Annotated in this window: 12 protein-coding genes; 7 read left to right on the plus strand and 5 right to left on the minus strand. The window is 73.1% G+C overall.

Annotated elements, in window-relative coordinates; genetic code table 11:
- Window positions 1-33 precede the first annotated feature (33 nt).
- Complete coding sequence (locus WA762_RS27050; protein WP_335939081.1) at window positions 34-3,933, plus strand: bifunctional glycosyltransferase/CDP-glycerol:glycerophosphate glycerophosphotransferase; 3,900 nt, start codon at window positions 34-36, stop codon at window positions 3,931-3,933.
- A 261-nt stretch (window positions 3,934-4,194) separates the two neighbouring features.
- Complete coding sequence (locus WA762_RS27055; protein WP_335939083.1) at window positions 4,195-5,136, plus strand: FAD-dependent oxidoreductase; 942 nt, start codon at window positions 4,195-4,197, stop codon at window positions 5,134-5,136.
- 182 nt (window positions 5,137-5,318) lie between these two features.
- Here WA762_RS27055 and WA762_RS27060 read toward each other — a convergent pair whose 3' ends face one another.
- Window positions 5,319-5,924, minus strand: a complete 606-nt coding sequence (locus tag WA762_RS27060) for a TetR/AcrR family transcriptional regulator (RefSeq protein ID WP_335939085.1) — start codon at window positions 5,922-5,924, stop codon at window positions 5,319-5,321.
- 129 nt (window positions 5,925-6,053) lie between these two features.
- Between WA762_RS27060 and WA762_RS27065 the strand changes: the two genes are divergently transcribed.
- Both WA762_RS27065 and WA762_RS27070 read left to right on the plus strand, forming a co-directional pair.
- Window positions 6,054-6,995, plus strand: a complete 942-nt coding sequence (locus WA762_RS27065) for an ABC transporter permease (protein ID WP_335939087.1) — start codon at window positions 6,054-6,056, stop codon at window positions 6,993-6,995.
- A 4-nt stretch (window positions 6,996-6,999) separates the two neighbouring features.
- Window positions 7,000-7,806, plus strand: a complete 807-nt coding sequence (locus WA762_RS27070) for an ABC transporter ATP-binding protein (protein WP_335939109.1) — start codon at window positions 7,000-7,002, stop codon at window positions 7,804-7,806.
- Window positions 7,807-7,938: 132 nt separating this feature from the next.
- Here the strand turns inward: WA762_RS27070 and WA762_RS27075 are convergent, their stop codons facing one another.
- Window positions 7,939-13,014: an NAD-glutamate dehydrogenase gene (locus WA762_RS27075; RefSeq protein WP_335939088.1), complete on the minus strand. Its 5,076-nt coding sequence runs from the start codon at window positions 13,012-13,014 to the stop codon at window positions 7,939-7,941.
- 392 nt (window positions 13,015-13,406) lie between these two features.
- Here WA762_RS27075 and WA762_RS27080 point away from each other — a divergent pair, with 392 nt between their 5' ends.
- A complete protein-coding gene (locus WA762_RS27080; RefSeq protein WP_335939089.1) occupies window positions 13,407-13,976 on the plus strand; it encodes a DJ-1/PfpI family protein in 570 nt (189 codons plus the stop codon).
- A gap of 10 nt (window positions 13,977-13,986) precedes the next feature.
- On the opposite strand, the gene WA762_RS27085 is transcribed toward WA762_RS27080, so the two are convergent.
- Together WA762_RS27085 and WA762_RS27090 are read right to left on the minus strand one after the other, a co-directional pair.
- Window positions 13,987-14,658 (minus strand): HAD family hydrolase, encoded by a 672-nt coding sequence (locus WA762_RS27085; protein WP_335939090.1) that lies wholly within the window; start codon window positions 14,656-14,658, stop codon window positions 13,987-13,989.
- Window positions 14,659-14,839: 181 nt separating this feature from the next.
- Window positions 14,840-15,346: a DUF6912 family protein gene (locus tag WA762_RS27090; protein ID WP_335939091.1), complete on the minus strand. Its 507-nt coding sequence runs from the start codon at window positions 15,344-15,346 to the stop codon at window positions 14,840-14,842.
- Window positions 15,347-15,655: 309 nt separating this feature from the next.
- On the opposite strand from WA762_RS27090, the gene WA762_RS27095 reads away from it, so the two are divergent.
- Complete coding sequence (locus WA762_RS27095; RefSeq protein ID WP_335939111.1) at window positions 15,656-16,084, plus strand: Rv3235 family protein; 429 nt, start codon at window positions 15,656-15,658, stop codon at window positions 16,082-16,084.
- Window positions 16,085-16,908: 824 nt separating this feature from the next.
- Here the strand turns inward: WA762_RS27095 and secA are convergent.
- Window positions 16,909-19,731, minus strand: coding sequence for a preprotein translocase subunit SecA (gene secA / locus WA762_RS27100; protein ID WP_335939092.1), 2,823 nt, complete (start codon window positions 19,729-19,731; stop codon window positions 16,909-16,911).
- A 238-nt stretch (window positions 19,732-19,969) separates the two neighbouring features.
- Here secA and WA762_RS27105 point away from each other — a divergent pair, with 238 nt between their 5' ends.
- Window positions 19,970-20,545 carry a GNAT family N-acetyltransferase gene (locus WA762_RS27105; RefSeq protein WP_335939093.1) on the plus strand — a complete coding sequence of 192 codons (576 nt, stop codon included), beginning with the start codon at window positions 19,970-19,972 and terminating at the stop codon, window positions 20,543-20,545.
- Window positions 20,546-20,601 lie beyond the last annotated feature (56 nt).

The following is a 20,601-nucleotide window of genomic DNA, read 5'->3' on the forward strand; positions in this document are numbered from 1 at the left end:
GTGACCCGGCGGGTTCGCCCCGGTTGTCCGGGCATGAAACCGCGCCTCAGTGTCGTCGTCCCGGTCCGCAACGCCGAGGACTTCCTGGAGGACTGCCTGCGGTCGCTGGCCGGGCAGACGGTCTCCGGCATCGAGGTGGTGCTGGTCGACGACGGTTCGACGGACGGCGGCGCGGCCGTCGCCCGCCGGTTCGCCGCCCGGGACCGCCGCTTCCGCTCTGTGCGCCAGGAGGGCGCGGGGCTGGGCGCGGCCCGCAACACGGGCGTGCGGCACACCTCGCCGGACGTGCCGTACCTCGCGTTCGTCGACGGCGGCGACGTCGTCGCGCACGACGGGTTCGCGCGGCTGCTGGCCTCCCTGGAGTCGACCGGCTCGGACCTCGCGGCCGGCAACGTGTGGCGGCTGGACGAGCGGGGGCGGCGGCAGGCGTGGCAGTACCGCTGGCTGACCGCCACCCGCACGCGCACCCACATCGGCCGCGAGCCCCGGCTGCTCGGCGACCGGGTCGCCTGGAACAAGGTGTTCCGGCGCTCCTTCTGGGACCGTCACTCCTTCACGTTCCCGGAGGGCGGGCTGTGCGAGGACGCCCCGGTGGTGATCCCGGCGCACTACCTCGCGGACGCGGTGGACGTGCTGCGCGAGCACGTCTGCTACCGGCGGGCGCGGGAGGGCTCGCTCCCCCGTCGGGGCACGGACGTGCGGGGCGCCCTGGACCGGATCGCGGCCTGCGAGGAGGTCAGCGCGTTCCTGGCGGGCCGGGGCGGGATGGCGGGCGCCGCCGCCCGGCGGCGCTACGACCTCTCGTGCCTGCGCGACGACTTCGGGCCCTTCCTGGAGGGGCTGTCGAGGGGCGGACCCGCCTACCGGGAGGCGTTCATGGCGGGCGCGGGCGCGTTCCTCGACCGGATGGAGCGGGCGGACCCGCCGGGCCGGGACGCGCTCCAGGAACTGCCGGTGGAGCTGCGGATCAAGTGGCGGCTGGTGCGGGAGCGCAGGCTCGCGGAGCTGCTGTCGGTGCTGGCCTTCGAACGGGCCAACGGCGCGGGGACGTTCATGGTCGGCGGTGTGCCGGGGCGGCGGCAGGGCGGTTTCCCCGGGCTGCCGGACGTGACGCGGCTGACGCGCTCCGACCTCCCGGCGGTGGCACGGCTGCTGGAGGCGCGGTGGGGCGAGGACGGGAAGCTGCGGCTGCGGGGCTACGCGTACGTCCGCAACCTTCCGGTGGCCTCGGCGCGGCACTCGCTGAAGATGGGCATGGTGCGCGCGGTCCGCGGCCGGCAGCTGCGCACCGTGCCGGTGCGAAACGTTCCGGCGCCCGAGGCGACCATCGACTCCGGTCAGGAGGTGCACAGTTATGAGCACTCCGGCTTCGAACTGACCCTCGATCCGCGCCGGTTGCGGCCCGGCGGCTGGCTGGTCGGCGTCATGGTGGCCGCCCAGGGCACGGTCCGCCGGGTGGCCGTGCGCGCGGCGGAGGAGGGGGCCGTCCAGCCGCTCGTGCACGACCTGGGCGACGGTCTGCGGGCGGTGCTCGACTACCGGCGCGGGCGGCTCCTGCTGACCCTGGCGCGGCTCCCGGCCCGGTGCGAGGACCGTCGCTTCGGCCGGAACCTGGAGCTGACCGGCCGGCTGTACGCGGGCGCCCGGCCGCAGGCCGTGGTGCTGACCTGCGACGGGGTGCCGGACCAGGAGTCCGTCCGCCCGGTCGAGTGCCGGGCGGACGGCCGTTTCCGGGTGCGGATCCCGCTCGCCGACCTCGCCAGGATGGCGGCCGCCCCGGCGGCCCCGCACCGGGCGCCGCGCGAGGTGGAGCCGGAGTCCGGCCGGCAGTGGCGGGCACGGCTGGTGCTGGCCGACGGGTCGCGGGTGCCCCTGGCCGCGGCTCCGGAGGCGGCGCCGCCCGCGGTGGCCGACGCGTCGGGCGAGCTGGTGCTGGACCTGAGCGGCCGGCCGTTCGTGGACGCGGCGGTGTGGACGGCGGAGGGGGCCCTGCGGATCGAGGGCGTGACCGGGGCCGGGACCGGCCTGCGGCCGGACGAGGGGCCGGCCCGCCTGGTGCTGCGGCACGAGACGCTGCGCGAGACGGTGACGGTCCCGGTGACCCATGTCTCGCCGCGCGCCGGGACGGCGGCCTACGACGGCCCGGACACCCGGCGGCGTGCGCGGGCGTACCCGGAGCCGGACATCGCGGCGCGCGCGCGGGCGCACGGACAGCAGCCGACCGCCGGGGCGGGGTCGGGGGCGGGGTCATACGCAGAGCCGGTCGGCGGATCACGCGCGCGGGCGCGGACGGAGCCGGACGCCGCGACGCGTGCGCGGGCGTACGGACGACAGCCGGCCGCCGGGGCGCGAACGGTCCCGGGCGCGGGCGCGTACGGAGAAACGACCGCCGGAGCGCGCGCGGGCACGCTGGGAGAGCCGGCCGCCGGAGCGCACGCGGGCACGAGCACGGGCGCGTACGGGGAGACGACCGCCGAGGCGCGGGCGCGGGCCCGGACGTACGAGGGCGCGGACACCGCGGCGTACGAGGGGCGTCGCTTCACCGCGTTCCTCGCGCCGTCGGTGGCGGCCGGGCTGTCCGAGGGCCGCTGGGACGCCTACCTGGGCGGGCGGCCGGTCCGGGTGCTGGCCGCGCTCGGGGCCCGACTGCCGCTGTCCCGCGCCGGCGCGGACCCGGCGGGCCCGGCTCCGGGGCGGGAGTTCGCCCTGGAGCGCCGGTTCGGCGACCGGTTGACGCTGCGGGCCGGGCCGGTGCTCGCGGTCGCCGAGCGGGGCGCGTACCGCCGGGCCGAACTGCGCGGCGCGCACTACCCGGCCCGGCGCGCGCTGCCGCTGCGGGACACCGTCCTCTACACGGGCGGCGGCACGGGCGGCGGCGCCTCCCGCGCGATCCACGCCGAACTCGTGCGCCGGGGCGTGCGCTCGGGGCACCTCTGGGTCACCGACGGGCTCCATGGACACGTGCCGCCCGGCGCCACCCCGGTCGTCGAGCACAGCGCCGCCTGGTACGAGGCGCTGGCCCGGTCCCGCCGGATCGTCGCCGCCGGGCAGCTGCCCGAGTGGTTCGAGCGACGCCCCGGCCAGACCGTGGCGCAGACCTGGCACGGCACCCCGCTCGGCCGCTTCGGCACGGATCTGGGCGGCACCCGGTACGCCGACCACCACCGGCTGGCCTCGCTGCCGCGCCGGGCGGCCCAGTGGTCCGTCCTGGTCTCCCCCAGCCGTCACTCGACCCCGCTGCTGCGCCGCGCGCTGGGCTACGGCGGCGAGGTCCTGGAGGCCGGTTCGCCCGCCAACGACCTGCTCTTCGCCGCCGACCGGGCCAAGACCGCCGAGCGGCTCCGGCGCCGGTTCGGCATCCCGGAGGGCCGCCGTGTGGTGCTGTACGCGCCGACCTACCGCGACCAGCTCGCCCACGCGTCCGGGGCCGACGGCGAGCACCCCCGTTACCGCTGGGACCCGGCACTCGACCTGACCGCCCTGGCCCGGTCCCTGGGCGACGGCCACACCCTGCTGGTGCGGCGCCATCCCCGGGTCACGGGCAGCGTGCCCGGGGAGCACGGGGTGCGCGACGTGTCGGCGCACCCGGACGCCGCCGAGCTGCTGCTGATCGCGGACGTGCTGGTGACCGACTACTCGGGGATGATGTTCGACTTCGCGCACACCGGCCGCCCGATGCTCTTCCACACCTACGACCTGGCGCACTACCGCGACACGGCGCGCGGCTTCTGCCTGGACTTCGAGGCCCGCGCGCCCGGCCCGCTGCTCCCGCGCGCCGACGAGGTCGCCGGTGTGCTGCGCGCCCCCGGCGCCCTGGCCGCGTCGGCCGCCCGGTACGCGGAGGCGTACGCGTCCTTCCGCCGGGACTTCTGCGACCTCGACGACGGCCGGGCCGCGGCCCGCGTCGCCGACCGGCTCCTCGCCGCGGGGTGACGCGCGCCGTCGTCCCGGACGGCCGAAAGCCGTCGCCCGAGGCCGGTAGGCCGTCACCCCGGACGGCCGGGAAGCCGTCGCCCCGAAGGCGGTAGACCGTCACCCCGGACGGCCGGAAAGCCGTCGCCCCGAGACCGGCCGGCAAGTGGTCGCCATGGGCCGCGAGGCCCCGCGCGGGGACCCCCGTCCGGACCGGCCGCGCGCCGCCGTCCGGACCGCAGGGCCCTGTGCGCGCGGGGTCTCCGGTGCTGGAATGGCCCCATGGCCGACACCCCGCACCGCACCGGTTCGCCCGCCGCCCACGACACCGATCTGATCGTCATCGGCGGCGGCCCGGCCGGCTGCGCCGCCGCCCACATGGCCGCGGGCGTCGGCCTGCGCTCGATCCTGATCGAGCCGGACGCCCTGTGCCGCAGTCTCTCTCGCGTCCCGGCCCTGAACAACGTCCTCGGCGGCCACACCAGCGGCCCCGCTCTCGCCGACTCCATCGCCGCGGACCTGCGGAGCACCGGGCCGTGCCGTCTCGAACTCGGCCGCCGTGCCACCGGTCTGCGCGCCCACGACGACCGGGTGGCCGTCACCCTGGACGACGGGACCGTGCTGACCGCTCCCCACGCCGTCGTCGCCACCGGCGTCGGGCCCCTCCAGCCGGGCGACGTCGGCTGGATCACCGCTCCCGCCGGCCTCGTCCTCCCCCCGCTCTGGCGGGCCGGCGCGGCCGACGCCGAGGGCCGCGTCCTCCTCGTCCTCGGCGGCGACCGTCCGATCGGCACGTTTCTGCGCGCCCACCCGGACACCGGCGCCCGGCTGCTGGTGGCGTATCCGGAGGCCGACGCGTACAAGACCGAGGAGATCCACGACGACCCGCGCGTGACGCTCCTGCCCGTCGAGCATCTGACCCTGCGCCCCTCGCCGGGGGCGGCGGTGACGGCGGAGGCGGTGGGCCGGGACGGCGGAGGGCGGCGGACCGTCGCGGCGGACGCCGCGTATCTGAGTCTCGGGAGCGCGCCGACCGCCCCGCCCGGCGACCTCGTCCGAGGCGCGGACGGCTACTGCCCGCCGGGCGACCAGCACCCGCGCGTCATCGTCGCCGGGGACCTGCGCTCCGCTCGCTTCCAACGGATCACGACCGCTCTGGGCTCCGGCGGCGAGGCCGCGCTGCGCGCCTACTACGCGGCGCGGGACCTGCCCGTCGGGGACTGAGAACCACCGGCCGCCGCGCATCTCGCGCCTCTACGCGCCCGCGCGTACCCACCCGTTCACGCCCGCGCGCCCCGCCGCTTCACGCGCCCGCGCGCTCCCCCGCTTTCACTCTCCTCCGCGGCCCACGCGGTTCGCGGCCCGCGTCTTCGCGGCCCGCGGCCCACGCCTTCGCGGCTCGCCGCTCACGCCTTGAGCGCCGCCACCGCCGAGGCCGCCAGGTCGTCGAGGTACCCCTTGGGCAGCGGGCCGCGGACGACGGCGAGCCGCCAGTAGAGCGGGCCGACGATCAGATCCAGGGCCCGGTCCGGGTCGCTGTCCTCGGGCAGTTCGCCGCGGGCGACCGCGTCGCGCACGACGACGGCGGCGATGCCCTGCTGCGGGTCCAGCAGGGCGGCCTTGATCGTGTCGGCGATCTCCGGGTTGCGGGCCGCCTCGACCAGCAGGTCCGGAATGACCTGCGAGGCGACCGGGTGGCGCAGGGCGTAGGAGGCGAGCTCCAGCACGGCGCGGACGTCCCCGTGCAGCGAGCCGGTGGCCGGGGCGGGCATGCCCTGGACGGCCACGGCGGAGACCAGATCGAGCACCAGGGCCAGCTTCGACTTCCAGCGCCGGTAGACGGCGGTCTTGCCGACGCCCGCGCGCCGGGCGATGCCCTCGATCGACATCCGGGCGAAGCCCACCGCGGCCAGCTCCTCGAAGACCGCGCCGCGGATCGCGTCGGTGACGTCCTCGCGCAGCACAGCGGCCCCGGCGGGCACGCGGCGCCGGGTTCCCGGGTCGGTGGTCATGGGCGAATCATAGTGCGTCACGACGGAACGGTTGCGTTGCGACGTGGGCGCGTCCTACTCTCGGCGTTGCGACGATACGGTCCCGTTCCATCGGCCGTCTCGTGATCCCCCCTCCCGTCGAAAGCGATCGTGGTGAGCCAGACAACGACCCCACCGGCCCCGGCCGCCCCCTCCGTCGGCGCGCTTCTCCCGGCGTACGCGCCGGGTGAGCTCGCCGCGCTCGCCGCCCGGCACGGTCTGACCATGAGCGGGGCCCGGCCCCCGCTGCGCGCCTATCTCCGGCAGCTGTGGGACCGGCGGCACTTCATCACGGCGTTCGCCACCGCCAGGCTGACCGCCCAGTACAGCCAGGCGAAGCTCGGTCAGGTCTGGCAGATCATGACCCCGCTGCTGAACGCGACGGTCTACTACTTCATCTTCGGCGTGCTGATGAACACCAAGCGCAACGTCGAGGACTTCGTCCCCTTCCTGGTGACGGGCGTGTTCATCTGGACCTTCACCAGCAGCTCGATCACCGCGGGCACCCGGGCGATCACCGGCAACATCGGCCTGGTCCGGGCGCTGCACTTCCCGCGCGCCTCGCTGCCGATCGCGCTGGCCCTCCAGCAGCTCCAGCAACTGCTGTTCTCCCTGGGCGCCCTGGTGCTGATCCTGGTGGCGTTCGGGCAGTTCCCCAGGCCCTCCTGGCTGCTGGCGATCCCGGCGCTGCTCCTCCAGTCGGTGTTCAACACCGGCGTCTCGATGGCGGTGGCCCGGGTGACCGCCCGGACCCCGGACATCGCCCAGCTGGTGCCGTTCGTCCTGCGCACCTGGATGTACAGCTCGGGCGTCATGTGGAGCATGGACCAGATGCTCAAGGGCGACCGGGTCCCGCACTACGTGGCGGTGATGCTGGAGTGCAATCCGGCCGCCGTCTTCATCGATCTGATGCGGTTCGCGCTCATCGAGAGCTTCGATGCCTCCCATCTGCCGCCCCACGTCTGGGCGATCGCCGCGGGCTGGGCGCTCGTGTGCGGAGTGGGCGGTTTCGTGTACTTCTGGCAGGCGGAGGAGCGGTACGGACGTGGCTGACCACATGGGCGACTCGGCGGGGACGAGCGGCGGGACCGGTGACGGCGGGCGGGTGCCGACCGTCGTCGTGGACGACGTGCACATCACGTACACGGTGAACGGGGCCCGCACCGGGCGGGGCAGCGCCACCTCGGCGCTCAGCCGGATCGTCTCGCGCCGGCGCACTCCGGGGGCGCGCGAGGTGCACGCCGTGAAGGGGGTGAGCTTCGTCGCGTACCGGGGCGAGGCCATCGGCCTGATCGGCTCCAACGGCTCGGGCAAGTCGACGCTGCTGAAGGCGATCGCCGGCCTGCTGCCCGCGACGAAGGGCCGGGTGCACACCCAGGGCCAGCCCTCGCTGCTGGGCGTGAACGCGGCGCTGATGGGGGACCTGACCGGCGAGCGCAACGTGGTGCTCGGCGGCCTGGCGATGGGCATGTCGCGGGCCCAGGTCCGCGAGCGCTACCAGGAGATCGTCGACTTCTCCGGCATCAACGAGAAGGGCGACTTCATCACGCTGCCGATGCGGACGTACTCCTCTGGCATGGGGGCCCGGCTCCGGTTCTCCATCGCGGCGGCCAAGAGCCACGACGTGCTGCTGATCGACGAGGCGCTGTCCACCGGGGACGCCAAGTTCCAGCGGCGCAGCAAGGACCGGATCGCGGAGCTGCGCGAGGAGGCCGGCACGGTCTTCCTGGTCAGCCACAGCAACAAGTCGATCACCGAGACCTGCGACCGGGCGCTCTGGCTGGAGGCGGGCACGCTGCGGATGGACGGCCCGGCGGACGAGGTCGTCGCCGCGTACGAGAAGTTCACCTCCGGCGGGAAGTGAGCCCCTCCCCGGCCTCCCCCTCTCCCCCCCGCCCCCGCCTCCCGCGCGGTGAGAGGGCGGGCGAGGAAAGGGGCGGGGCGGCCACCGGAGAACCGGTGACCGCCCCGCCCCGTCGAGCGATTCGGTACACCCCTACGCGTGCGTGCGCAGCAGCGTTCGCATCGTCCGCATGGCCACCGACAGGTTCGCCAGGTCGAACGAGTCCGAGCTCCGGATCTCCTCCAGGGTGGAGCGCGACCGGGTGAGGACCGCCGCGTTCGTCTCCTCCCACGTCTCGAACCGCTCCTGGGGCGTCGAGGCCCCGTTGCCCACGGACAGGACGTCCGCGGTGAGCGCGGCGTGCGCCGCGTACAGGTCCTCGCGGATGGAGGCGCGGGCCATGGACTGCCAGCGGTCGGCCCGCGGCAGCTCGATGATCCGGTCCATCAGCTGGGTGATGCCCAGCCGGTCCGCGAGGTCGTAGTACACCTCGGCGACGGCCAGCGGTTCCTTGCCGGTGCGCTCCGCGATCGCCACGACGTCCAGCGCCGGGAAGGCGGAGGAGAATCCGGCGACCCGCTGCGCGAGCTCGTCCGGGACGCCGGCCTCGGTGAGGTCGTCCAGGATCGACTGGTACCACTCCAGGTCGGCGCCCTGCAGCATCTTCGGGAGCCCGCCCCGGACCTGCTCGACGCCCGCCCTGAAGAAGTCGACCGTCTCGGCGATGGCCAGCGGCTGCGGCCGGTTGCCGAGCAGCCAGCGCGTGCCGCGCTCGACGAGCCGGCGCGAGTGCAGCCGGATCCGGGTCTGCACGGCGGCGGGGACCTCGTTGTCGAGCGCCTCGACGGCGTCCCACACCTGGCCCAGGCCGAAGATCTCACGGGCCGCGAACTGCGCCCGCACGATCTCCTCGATGGACGCCCCGGTCTCCTCGCGGAACCGGTGCAGGAAGCTCGAACCACCGGTGTTGACGGTGTCGTTGACCAGCACCGTGGTGATGATCTCGCGACGCAGCGCGTGCCCGTCGACCGCCTCGGGGAACTGCTCGCGCAGCTTGCTCGGGAAGTAGGCGTGCAGCAGCTGCTGGAGGTGCGGGTCGTCCGGCAGGCTGGTGCGGATCAGGTCCCGGGCCGCCGTGATCTTGGTGTAGGCGAGCAGCACGGCCAGCTCCGGCTGGCTCAGCCCCTTGCCGCCGTTCAGCAGTTCCCGGATCTGCCGGTCGCTGGGCAGGAACTCCAGACCGCGGTCCAGGTCCCCCTCGCGGCCCAGCCGGCGCATGAAGCGCTGGTGGGCGTGGAGCAGGGAGGCCGACTCGGAGGTGGCGTTGGCGAGCGCCACGTTCTGCGCGTAGTTGTTGCGCAGGACCAGGCGGCCGATCTCGTCGGTCATGTCGGCCAGCAGCTTGTTGCGCTGCTTGACCGTCATGTCGCCGTCCCGGACCAGGCCGTTGAGCAGAATCTTGATGTTCACCTCGTGGTCGGAGGTGTCCACACCGGCGCTGTTGTCGATCGCATCGGTGTTGATCTTGCCGCCGCCGCGGGCGAACTCGATCCGGCCGAGCTGGGTGGCGCCGAGGTTGCCGCCCTCGCCGACGACCTTGGCCCGCAGGTCCCGGCCGTCGACCCGGATCGCGTCGTTGCCCTTGTCGCCGACGTCCGCGTTGGACTCGGCGGACGACTTGATGTACGTGCCGATGCCGCCGTTCCACACCAGGTCCACGGGGGCCTTGAGGATGGCCTGCATCAGCTCGTTGGGCGTCATCTTGGTGACGCCGCGTTCGATGCCGAGCGCCTCGCGGACGTGCGCGTTGATCGGGACGGACTTGGCGGTGCGCGGGTGGACGCCGCCGCCCGCGGAGAGCAGGTCCTTGTCGTAGTCGGCCCAGGAGCTGCGCGGCAGGTCGAAGAGGCGGCGCCGCTCCGCGTACGAGGCGGCGGCGTCCGGCTTCGGGTCGAGGAAGATGTGCCGGTGGTCGAAGGCGGCCACGAGCCGGATGTGCTCGGAGAGCAGCATCCCGTTGCCGAACACGTCACCGGACATGTCGCCGACGCCGACGACGGTGAAGTCCTGGGTCTGGGTGTCGTGGCCGAGCTCCCGGAAGTGCCGCTTGACGGACTCCCAGGCGCCCCGGGCGGTGATGCCCATGCCCTTGTGGTCGTAACCGGCGGAGCCTCCGGAGGCGAACGCGTCGCCGAGCCAGAAGCCGTAGCCGACGGCGACCTCGTTGGCGATGTCGGAGAACTTCGCGGTGCCCTTGTCGGCGGCGACGACCAGGTACGTGTCGTCCTCGTCGTGCCGGACGACGCCCTCCGGCGGCACGACCTCGCCGGCCACCATGTTGTCGGTGATGTCGAGCAGCGCCGAGATGAAGGTGCGGTAGGAGGCGACGCCCTCGGCCATCCAGGCGTCGCGGTCGACGGACGGGTCCGGGAGCCGCTTGGCGACGAAGCCGCCCTTGGCGCCGACCGGCACGATGACGGTGTTCTTCACCATCTGCGCCTTGACCAGGCCGAGGATCTCGGTACGGAAGTCCTCCCGCCGGTCCGACCAGCGCAGACCGCCTCGGGCGACCTTGCCGAAGCGCAGGTGCACGCCCTCGACGCGCGGCGAGTAGACCCAGATCTCGAACGCCGGGCGGGGCGCCGGCAGGTCCGGGATGGACTGCGGGTCGAACTTCATCGAGACGTAGCCGTGCGGCCGGCCGTCGGCGCCCTTCTGGAAGAAGTTGGTGCGCAGGGTGGCCTTGATGACGGTGAGGAAGGACCGCAGGATCCGGTCCTCGTCGAGCGAGGCCACCTGGTCCAGGGCCCCGTCCAGCTCCTCCAGCAGCCCGTCGGTGAGCTCGGTGCCGGCGCTCTGCCGCTCCGGGGACATCCGGGCCTCGAAGAGGGAGACCAGCAGCCGGGTGGTGTGGACGTTGTTGCGGAGAGTGCTCTCCATGTAGTCCTGGCTGAAGGTCGAACCGGCCTGGCGCAGGTACTTCGCGTAGGCGCGCAGCACCATGGCCTGGCGCCAGGTCAGTCCGGCGCCGAGCACCAGCGCGTTGAAGCCGTCGTTCTCGGCGGCGCCGGTCCACACGGCGGCGAAGGCGTCCTGGAACCGGTCGCGGGCGTCGTCGGCGAGGTAGGCGCCGGTGCCGTTGGTCTCCGGCATCCGCAGACCGAAGTCGTAGATCCAGGCGTGGGTGCGGTCCGCGCAGCGCAGCTCGTACGGGCGCTCGTCGACGACCTCGACGCCGAGCCGTTGCAGGGCGGGGAGGACCGCGGACAGCGAGACCTGCTCGCCGGTCCGGTAGATCTTGAAGCGGCGCTCGCCGGGGCCGGCGCCGACCGGCTCGTACAGGCTGAGGGCGAAGTCCTTCTCGTCCTTCTTCAGCGCTTCGAGGTGGAGGAGGTCGGCGACCGCCGAGCGCGGCGAGTGGTCGGCCTTGTAGCCCTCGGCGAACGAGTGGCCGTACTGGCGCAGCAGCTCGGCGGCGCGCTCCTCGCCGCACTCGGCGGTGAGGGCTTCCTGGAAGCCGTCGGCCCAGGAGCGGGCGGCCTCGACCAGCCGGGCCTCGATGCGGTCGGCCTCGGCGTCGGTGAGGTCGGGCAGCTCGGTGCCGGGGGCGACCCGGACGACGAAGTGCAGCCGGGAGAGGATCGACTCGGTGTTCCAGGCGGTGAAGTCGACGCTGGTGCCGCCCAGCTCCTCCTTGAGGATGTCGATCAGGCGCAGCCGCACCCCGGTGGTGTAGCGGTCGCGCGGCAGGTACACGATCGCGGAGTAGTAGCGCCGGTACTCGTCCTGACGCAGGTAGAGCCGCAGCCGGCGGCGCTCCTGGAGGTACAGCACGGAGGTGACGACGGAGCGCAGCTGATCGACGGGCGTCTGGAACAGCTCGTCGCGCGGGTACGTCTCCATGATCTGGAGCAGGTCGCGGCCGTCGTGGCTGTTGGGCGAGAAGCCCGCGCCGTCCAGCACCTCGGCGACCTTGCGGCGGATGACGGGCACCCGGCGCACGGACTCGGTGTAGGCGGCGGACGAGAACAGGCCGAGGAAGCGGCGCTCGCCGATGACGTTGCCGTCGGCGTCGAACTTCTTCACGCCGACGTAGTCGAGGTAGCTGGGCCGGTGGACGGTCGCCCGGCTGTTGGCCTTGGTGAGGACGAGGAGCCGGTGCTCACGGGCCTTGGCCCGGGCGTCGGCGGGCAGCCGGTCGAAGGACGGGCTGACCGGGTGGGCCTCGTCGACGCTGTGGTGCGGGTCGGAGCGCAGGATGCCGAGGCCGGTGCCGGGGACGGCGGCCAGGGCGTCGGTCTCCTTGAGCTCGTACTCGCGGTAGCCGAGGAAGGTGAAGTGGTCGGCGGCGAGCCAGCGCAGCAGCTCCCTGGCCTCGTTCACCTCGTCGTCGGGGAGGCCGTCGAGCGGCTCGCCGGGCAGGTCGTCGGCGATGCGCAGCGCCGTGTCGCGCATCTTCTCCCAGTCCTCGACGGCCTCGCGCACGTCGGAGAGCACCCGCAGCAGGTCGGTGGCGATCTGCTGGAGGTCGGAGCGGTCGGTCTCGCGGTCGATCTCGACGTGGATCCAGGACTCGACGAGCGCGTCGTGCGGAAGCTCCGTGCCGGTGGCGGCGCCCTTGCCGCTCCTGACGCCCTTCGCGCCCTTGGCCGTCTTCGCGGCCTTGACGCCCTTGGCGTCCTTGCGGTCCTGCGGGGTGGTCGGCAGACCGTTGCCCTCGGCGAGGACCTCGATGAGCTTGCCGGTGACGTCGCGGCGCACGACGACCTGCGGGTGGATCACGACGTGGATGCCGCGGCCCTGGCGGGACAGCTCGTTGGTGACGGAGTCGACCAGGAACGGCATGTCGTCGGTGACGACCTCGACGACGGAGTGGCTGCACGTCCAGCCGTTCTCCTCGACGGTCGGGGTGTGCACCCGCACGTTCGCGGTGCCCTGCGGGCGGATCTCCGCGAGCCGGTAGTGGGAGGAGGCGGCGCCGAAGACGTCGACCGGGTCGCGGCCCGAGATGTCCTCCGGGGCGGTGTGCAGGTAGTAGCGCTGGAGGTAGGAGAGGATCGCGTCCTGTCCGGGACGCCCCTGCCGGGCCGCGGTGACGTCGGCCCCGGCGGCGACGCTCATCCGCGGGGTACCGCCCGGGCCGCCGACACCACCGCCCGGGCTGTTGTCAGCTACCTTGGCGGCCCGTGCGAGCAGCTCGGCCTTGGCTTCGTCCAGCTTGGTCTGCATGTCCTCTGGCTCCTGTCGCGCGCCATTGCGTGACGTAGGTGTAAACAGCGGCGTACCGCCACGACACGGCTTTTCCGTTCCGAGTCGACGCTATGCCGCCATGAGGGATTTCCGGGGCCGTATCAGGAATTTTTGACAGTCGGCCCGGGTGAGACGAATCAGTCGCGGCCCGGGTGCTCTCCTGGCACTCCGGGCGCAGGCCGGGGGCTCCGCTGTCCCCGAGGCGTATCGCGCTGATCACGGGGTCCAGGCTATCTCGCCCGCCCCCATGACCGTCACGAGCCGCTTGTGTACAAAAGATGGTCGGAAAGTTTGACACTCTGGACAGCGCGGCGGCCCGAGCTGCCGCACTCTGGTAGACGGAACAGGCCGAGACCCGTGGGAGCCCCGCCATGGCACCGAAGATCCTGATCGTCACCGGCGACGCCGCCGAGTCGCTGGAAGTGCTCTATCCCTATCAGCGGCTGCGGGAGGAGGGCTACGACGTCCACATCGCCGCCCCGGCCCGCAAGACGCTCCGCTTCGTGGTCCACGACTTCGAGCCCGGCTTCGACACGTACACGGAGAAGCCCGGCTACACCTGGCCGGCCGATCTCGCCTTCGCCGAGGTCGCCCCGGCGGACTACGCGGCCCTCGTCGTGCCGGGCGGCCGGGCCCCGGAGTATCTGCGCAACGACCCGGAGCTGCGCAAGATCCTCAAGGCGTTCTTCGACTCGGACCGGCCGGTCGCCCAGATCTGCCACGGCCCGCTGATGACGGCGGCGGTCGGCGCGCTGGCCGGCCGGCACGTCACCGCCTATCCCGCGCTGGAGCTGGACATGCAGGCAGCGGGCGCCGACTTCCAGGACCACGAGGCGGTGGTGGACGGCACGCTGGTCTCGTCCCGCGCCTGGCCGGACCACTCGGCGTGGATGCGCGAATTCCTGAAGGTGCTGCGCACGAAGGCCCCGGTGACCGACTGACGGCCGCAGGTCACGCGGTCATCGTCGTGGCCAGGTCCGCGGCCTCGGCCAGGCTGTCGACCACCGGCACCCCGGCGGCCTCCAGGCTGGCCCTGCTGTGCGACCCCCCGGTGTAGAGCACGGCCTTCGCGCCGACATGGTCCGCGGCCACGGCGTCGTCCACGGCGTCGCCGATGACCACCGTGCGCTCCGGCGATATGCCGCCCAGCGCGGCGAAGTGCCGCTCCATGTGGCGCGCCTTGCTGCCGCCGGACGGGCCGGTGCGCCCGTCGACCCGCAGAAAGTGGGGCTCGATGCCGTACCCCCGCACCACGGGGACCAGCTGCTCGTGTCCGTACATGCTCAGCAGTGACTGGCTCCCGCCGGCCAGCCGCCACTGCGCGAGCAGCTCCTCGGCGCCCGCCGTGAGCCCGCAGGCGGCCCGCTGTTCGGTGTAGTGCCGGTGGAAGATCACGTCCATCCGCTCCCACTCGGCGTCCGTGGGCACCCGGCCCATCAGCCGTTCGTAGAAGCGGGGTATCGGGATGCAGTACATCTCGCGGTACTGCTCCAGCGTGATCGGCTCCAGGCCGACCTCGCCGAATGCCGCGTTCGTCGCCCCGATCACCGCGGCGGTGTCGTCGAGCAGAGTGCCGTTCCAGTCCCAGACCAGATGTGTGCGGTGCTTCCCGTGCGTCCCCATGCCCTAGAAAGTACCTCCCGGGTCCGACAGCCCACGCCGGAACGGCCACGGTCGGGGCGTGGGCGACGCATGAGACGCCCGGGGCGGCACGGAACGCCGGGCGGGACGGCGGCACGGCGGGGCGCTCCGGGACCGCCCCCTGGGCCGGCCCCCGTCCGCCCGCTCTCAGCCGATCAACCGGTCAGCCGATCAGGTTCGGGATCTCCTGGATGCCGAACCACAGCAGCTCGTGGTCCTCTGCGCCGTCCACGGTGAACTGGGCGTCGTCGTCCCCGAGGTCCGCCGCGCCCAGCGCCGCCGCGGCCGCGCCGACGTCCTTCCCCGCCTCGTCCCCGTCGACGTGCACGGAGGCGGCGTCGGTCAGCGGGACGGCGGACGCGATCCGCACCTCGCCCAGCGACGAGGCGTCGAGGCTGCGGTCCGGGTCGGCCACGGCCGCGCCGTCCGGCACGTCGACGGCGACGACGACCCGCCGGCGGACGGCGTCCGGGTTCCCGGCGATCAGCCGCAGCGAGGCGGCGGCGGCCCGGTTGAGGGCCGCGTACTCCAGCTCCTCGATGTCGTCGGAGACGTACCACTCGCGCAGTCCGGGGGTCACCGCGTAGGCAGTCAGCGGGCCGGGACCGATCTCGCCCGCCCGGTGCGCCGCTGCGAGACCGGAGAGGGTCAGAGGGACGTACACGCGCATGGCTGGCCGCTTTCGTAGTCGGAACGTCCCCCAGGATACGTGCGGGCTTCCCCCTTTGGAGCTACGCCCACCGGGCCCGCCCCGCCCCGCCCGCCGCCGCCTCGCGGCCCCGTTCGGCCGCCTCACAGCCCGTGCGACGCCGCCCGCGTCACCCGGACAGGTGATCCGCCCCGACGTGTCCCACGCCACACGGGCGCTTGCGAGAGCCCGCCCGCCCCCGTAGAAGATCCCCGTCAGAAGTTACTGCCCGGTATTCGCCGGGCCGTCTGAAGCACGGGGGCAGTACATGAAGCACGGGGGCAGCACATGTTGAGCACGAACAGGACCCGGCCCGCCGGACGGCACGACCGGCGCAGGCCCGAAGCCGTACCGGCGCAGCGCACGAGGACGCCGCGGCGCGTCCGCCCGCATCACTGGTTCGCCGAACGCCTCGTGGCCGTGCTCAGCGGCCAGCGTCCGGTGCACTGGATGCTCGGGCACACCATCGGCGAGGCGTACGACCAACTGGCCGAACTGGCGCCCCGCACCCCGCTCGGATCCCGCGGCGCCCGCCCCGTGATCCGCATGTGCCACGGCGCGCAGCCCGTTCCGGGCGTGGTGGAGGCGTGCGCCAGCATCGCGGCGGGCGACCGGGTACGGGCCATCGCCTTCCGCCTGGAACAGGGCAGGGACCTGCGCTGGCGCTGCGCAGCGGTGGAACTGGGCGACGAACACCAGCCCATGGCCCCGGCCCGATGAGCGGCCCCGCACCGCGGGCGCTCCCGGGCCCCGCTCCGGAAGCACCACGCCGGGGAGCCGCTCGGGGGCCGGCCCCGGAGCCCGGCGGCCGCACGGGGCACCTGGGCCGCTCCTGCGGCTCGCGGGGCCGTCTCCGCCCCGGAGGGACGGCAGGGACGGCAGGGACGTGCTCCGCCTGTACGTCCCCTCCGGAGCGGCCAGGGCCCCTGGGAGCGGCCGGGGCCCCTCGGAGCGGCCGGGTCCGCCCGGGCCCCGCTTCGGAGCGGCCGGGCGGACACCGCGCGGGCCGATCAGGACCCGCCGCGCCCTGTGGCCCCGTCCCCGCCGTCTCAGGCCTCCGGGCCCGGTGCCGATACCGGCACCGGGAAGAGGAAGAGACGGCAACGTTCGGGCGTGTCGGACAAGCCGTGACCACGGCGGAAAGCGGGCCGTAACCGGGACGGAGGACGGCGGCCCCGCTGCGGAAGCCGGGGCAAAGGACGGCGGACCCGCTGCGGAAGCCGGGGCAAAGGACGGCGGACCCGCTGCGGAAGCCGGGGCGAAGGACGGCGGCCCTGGTCACGGAAACCCGGAACAGAGAACGGCGGCCCCGCCCCGAAGCCGGGTCAGGGCCCGAGGCCGGAAGCGGCCGGACCACGGAATCAGCCGGGCCGCGAAGGCGGCTGGGCCACGAAGGCGACCGGACCGCGAAAGCAAAGGAGCCACGGAAACAGCCGGGCCCCGCGAAAGCGAGCGGGCCGGGGCCGGGCACCCATGAGGGATGCCCGGCCCCGGCCCGGTCCCGGCGGCGTCGGCCGCCGGGCCTCGCGTCAGGGGTCGCCCGCCTACTTCTTGCGGCGGCGGCCGCCCCCGCTCTTCTGCGCCTTGCGCCGCTCCGCGCGCGTCATCCCGTCGGAGGCCCCGGACGGGGCGGCCGCGCCGTCGCCGTTGGAGAAGTCGCCCTCGACGACCCCGCCCTCGCCGTCCACCGTGGGGGCGGAGAAGTGCAGCCGGTCGGGGCGCTGCGGGGCGTCGAGCCCCTTGGCCCGGATCTCCGGACGCGCCGCCGGGACGAGGTCCTCCTTGGCGAGGGAGGGCCGCTCGGCCTCCTCCTGCACCGGAACCTCCTCGACGTGCTGCTCGACCTGGACCTCCAGGTTGAACAGGTAGCCGACGGACTCCTCTTTGATGCCCTCCATCATGGCGTTGAACATGTCGAAGCCCTCGCGCTGGTACTCGACCAGCGGGTCCTTCTGCGCCATGGCGCGCAGGCCGATGCCCTCCTGGAGGTAGTCCATCTCGTAGAGGTGCTCGCGCCACTTGCGGTCCAGCACGGACAGCACCACGCGACGCTCCAGCTCGCGCATGATGTCCGAGCCCAGCTGCTTCTCACGCGCTTCGTACTGCTCGTGGATGTCGTCCTTGATGGACTCGCCGATGAACTCGGCGGTGATCCCGGCCCGGTCGCCGGCCGCGTCCTCCAGGTCCTCGATCGTGACCTTCACCGGGTAGAGCTGCTTGAACGCGCCCCACAGCCGGTCCAGGTCCCACTCCTCCGCGAAGCCCTCGGCGGTCTCCTGGCGGATGTAGTCGTCGATCGTGTCGTCCATGAAGTGCGTGATCTGCTCCTGCAGATCCTCGCCCTCCAGGACCCGGCGGCGCTCGCCGTAGATGACCTCGCGCTGGCGGTTGAGCACCTCGTCGTACTTCAGGACGTTCTTGCGCGTCTCGAAGTTCTGCTGCTCGACCTGCGACTGGGCGGACGCGATGGCCCGCGTCACCATCTTGTTCTCGATCGGCACGTTGTCCGGCACGTTGGCCATCGACATGACGCGCTCGACCATCTGCGCCTTGAACAGCCGCATGAGGTCGTCGCCCAGCGACAGGTAGAAGCGGGACTCGCCCGGGTCGCCCTGACGGCCGGAACGACCGCGCAGCTGGTTGTCGATGCGCCGCGACTCGTGGCGCTCGGTGCCCAGGACGTAGAGCCCGCCCAGCGACTTGACCTCTTCGAACTCCGCCTTCACGGCCTGCTCGGCCTTCTCCATCGCGGCGGGCAGCGCGGCCGCCCACTCCTCGACGTGCTCGACCGGGTCGAGGCCCCGCTGGCGCAGCTCGGCCTCGGCGAGGTCGTCGGGGTTGCCGCCGAGCTTGATGTCGGTGCCTCGGCCGGCCATGTTCGTGGCGACCGTGACGGCGCCCTTGCGTCCGGCCTGGGCGACGATCATCGCCTCGCGGTCGTGCTGCTTGGCGTTGAGGACCTCGTGCTGGATGCCGCGCTTCGACAGCTGCTGCGAGAGGTACTCGGACTTCTCGACCGAGGTGGTGCCGACGAGGATCGGCTGGCCCTTCTCGTGCTTCTTGGCGATGTCGTCGACGACGGCGGCGAACTTCGCGACCTCGGTCCGGTAGATCAGGTCCGACTGGTCGAGGCGGACCATCGGCCGGTTCGTCGGGATCGGCACCACGCCGAGCTTGTAGATCTGGTGGAACTCGGCGGCCTCGGTCATCGCCGTGCCGGTCATGCCGGAGAGCTTGCTGTAGAGGCGGAAGAAGTTCTGCAGGGTGATCGTGGCGAGCGTCTGGTTCTCGTCCTTGATGTCCACCCCTTCCTTCGCCTCGATCGCCTGGTGCATGCCCTCGTTGTAGCGGCGGCCGGCGAGGATACGGCCGGTGTGCTCGTCGACGATCATGACCTCGCCGTCGATGACGACGTAGTCCTTGTCCTTCTTGAAGAGTTCCTTGGCCTTGATGGCGTTGTTGAGGTACCCGACGAGGGGGGTGTTCACCGACTCGTAGAGGTTCTCGATGCCGAGCCAGTCCTCGACCTTCGACACGCCGGACTCATGGATCGCGACGGTCCGCTTCTTCTCGTCGACCTCGTAGTCGCCGGTCTCCTCGATGCCCTTGAGCGGGTTGCCCGCCTCGCCCTTGGTCAGGCGCGTGACCAGCTTCGCGAAGTCGCCGTACCACTTGGTGGCCTGGTCGGCCGGGCCGGAGATGATCAGCGGCGTACGGGCCTCGTCGACGAGGATCGAGTCGACCTCGTCGACCACGGCGAAGTTGTGGCCGCGCTGGACGAGCTCGTCGGCGGACCAGGCCATGTTGTCGCGGAGGTAGTCGAAGCCGAACTCGTTGTTCGTGCCGTACGTGATGTCGCAGGCGTACTGCTCGCGGCGCTGGGCCGGCGTCATGTTGGCGACGATGCAGCCGACGGTCAGGCCGAGGAACTTGTGGACCCGCCCCATCAGCTCGGAGTCGCGCTCGGCCAGGTAGTCGTTGACCGTGATCAGGTGCACGCCCTTGCCGGACAGCGCGTTGAGGTACGCGGGCAGGGTGCCGACCAGGGTCTTGCCCTCGCCGGTCTTCATCTCGGCCACGTAACCGAGGTGCAGGGCCGCGCCGCCCATGATCTGGACGTCGTAGTGGCGCTGGCCGAGGACGCGCTTGGCGGCCTCGCGGACGGTCGCGAACGCCTCGGGGAGCAGGTCGTCCAGGCTCTCGCCGTCCGCGTACCGTTCCTTGTACTCGTCGGTGAGCGCCCGCAGCTCGGCGTCGGAGAGGTTGATGAAATCCTCTTCGATGGAGCTGACCTGGTCCGCGATGCGGTGCAGTTTGCGCAGGATCTTGCCTTCGCCTGCACGCATGAGCTTGTTGAAGACGGACACTGAGGCTGGTCTCCTTGCCGGTCGGGCCTGGCATTGGGTCGTGTGTGGACGTTGGCGCGGGCACGGCAGGCGGGCCCCACCGCAACGGCCATCGTAAGCGAGGACCCCGTCACGCCGGGAGGGCTGCCGCCGCGTCGGCTGCGCCGTCCCCTCCCGGACAACGGACGGGAGGCTCCGAAGGTGCCGGGAAGTCCGAAAAGTGTTCGCCTCCCGGCCGCCCGCTCACCAGAATCCCTCCATGGAGCCGATCACCCTCACGACCGAACGCCTGCTGCTGCGCCCCTTCACCCCCGCCGACACGGAGCCGGTCCACGCGGCCTGCCAGGATCCGGACATCCAGCGCTGGACGGTGGTGCCCTCCCCGTACGGCCGCGGCGACGCGGCGTTCTTCACCGGGGAGCTGTGCCCGGGCGGCTGGCGCGACGACTCCATGTACAACTTCGCGGTGGTGCTGCGCGAGGGCGGGACGCTGACCGGCGCGCTCGGGATCAGCCGCCGCACCCTGCCGGGCGCCTACGAGGTGGGGTTCTGGACCGCCCGGGAGCACCGGGGTCGCGGCTACATGCGGGAGGCGGTGCTCGCGGCCGCCCGCTGGGCGTTCACCGAGCTCGGCTGCGACCGGCTGGAGTGGCGGGCCGAGACCGGCAACGCCCCCTCGCGCGCCGTGGCGCTCCGGTGCGGCTTCCGGATGGAGGGCGAGCAGCGGTCCGGCCTGCTCAACAAGGGGGTGCGGCGGGACGCCTGGGTCGGCGCGCTGCTCCCGTCCGACCTGGGCCTGCCGGGGAACCACACCTATCTGCCCGCGAGCGGCTGACCGGGGCCGGTCGGCGCCGCGGCACCGGCCGCCGTCCACGCCGCCGGGCGTCTCCC

This window comes from Streptomyces tyrfis, from assembly GCF_037034285.1.
GTDB lineage: Bacteria > Actinomycetota > Actinomycetes > Streptomycetales > Streptomycetaceae > Streptomyces.